Raw genomic sequence first — 1,453 nt, 5'->3', positions numbered from 1 at the left:
CGTGCCAGCGCCAGATAGACCTTCTTGTCCTTGAGCAGACCTTCCGGGCCATTGGCGGTATAGCGGAAGGTCACGCCTGCCTTGGCGATCGCGTCAATCCAGGCCTTCAGTTGCACCGGCACGCCGAAGTTGTACATCGGCACGCCGATCACGATCACATCTGCAGCCTGCACTTCGGCGATGGTCGCATCATCAATGGCCACGCGCGCAGCCTGCTCAGGCGTGCGCTGTTCGGCTGGGGTGAACAGCGCGCCCAGCGCGGCGTCATCGAGGATCGGTTGCTGACCTGTTTCGCGCACGGTCAGGGTGGCGGTGGGGGTCAGTGTTTTCAGGTTGGCGACGATACTGTTGGCGAGGCGGGTGGACGCAGAGGCATCGCCGCGGACGCTGGAATTAATTTGCAGGATGTTCATGGTGTGGTTTCTTGGGGTTGAGGGAGGAAGTAACGCCACTGTATCCCTCGCAACCGAGCACCAGAAGACTATAGAATGGATAGCATTGTTCCACCAAAGCAACAATCAATCATGTTTCTCGATGCCAATGACCTCCTGCTATTTGCTCGCGTCATAGATGCCGGCAGCTTCTCGCTGGCGGCCGAGCGTGCAGGCTTGCCCAAGTCCACGGTGTCACGCCGCATCGCTGCGCTCGAAGTACGCCTGGGCGAGCGCCTGCTCACTCGAAGTACGCGGCGTCTGACCCTGACCGAGTTCGGCACCGACATTCTCGAGCACGCGCGCCGTCTGCAGGAAGAAACCGAGGCGGTCAGCGCCTACGCCCAGCACCGTCAGGCCGCAGTTCGTGGACGCTTGCGGGTATCCATGCCTTCCGACTTCGGAGAATGGGTACTCGGCCCTTTGTTCCTGCAATTCGCCGCAAGCTATCCCGAAGTCAAGCTGGAACTCGATCTCTCCCCGCGCCGCGTCGACCTGATCGGCGAGCAGTTCGATCTCGCACTGCGCGTGGCCACCCGCCTGCCGGACGATGCCACTTTGGTCGCGCGCCGGCTCTGTGATCTTTGTAGTGGTCTGTACGCCAGCCCTGCTTATCTGAAAAAATTCGGCACGCCACAGCATCCTGAGGATCTGACAGGACACACCGCACTGCAATTGGTTGGCAGCACGGGTGAGCCTGAGCGCTGGCGTCTCAATAGAGGGCCTGATAGTTGGGAGGGCCTACCTGCCGGGCCGTTGGCGGCCAATTCGGTCAGCCTGCTGCGCCTGCTTACCACGCACGGTCTCGGCATTGCGGGTCTGTCTGCAGGCTTCGTGACAGATGCGGTCGCAACCGGACACCTGGTCCGCGTCCTGCCGGACTGGCAATTGCCGGTCATGACGGTCTGGGCAGTAATGCCGGGTCGACGCCTGATCCCTGCACGCACCCGGGTTTTCCTGGCTGCGCTGGAGGAACTCATGCGTGGCACGAGCAAGTGAAACTCGCCAGACGTGGTAATCGC

The 1,453-nt window shown here is 61.6% G+C and carries 2 protein-coding genes; one reads left to right on the top strand and one right to left on the bottom strand.

The window, feature by feature from the left end; translation table 11 throughout:
- Positions 1–413: FMN-dependent NADH-azoreductase (locus GQF02_RS15730; RefSeq protein ID WP_160798398.1), on the bottom strand; the 413-nt coding region annotated here is incomplete at its 3' end.
- A gap of 111 nt (positions 414–524) precedes the next feature.
- On the opposite strand from GQF02_RS15730, the gene GQF02_RS15725 reads away from it, so the two are divergent.
- On the top strand, positions 525–1,430 hold the full coding sequence (locus tag GQF02_RS15725) for a LysR family transcriptional regulator (RefSeq protein ID WP_124735249.1): 906 nt from the start codon (positions 525–527) through the stop codon (positions 1,428–1,430).
- Positions 1,431–1,453: the final 23 nt, after the last annotated feature.

The organism is Craterilacuibacter sinensis (assembly GCF_009831765.1).
Classification (GTDB): Bacteria; Pseudomonadota; Gammaproteobacteria; order Burkholderiales; family Chromobacteriaceae; genus Craterilacuibacter; species Craterilacuibacter sinensis.
The sequence above is the reverse complement of the archived record's forward strand: the minus strand, read 5'-3'. Positions and strand labels throughout refer to the sequence as shown.

What these genes read in the sequence shown, in the direction of transcription:
- GQF02_RS15725 (WP_124735249.1), top strand. Translation starts at nt 525, where the DNA reads ATGTTTCTCGATGCCAATGACCTCCTGCTATTTGCTCGCGTCATAGAT.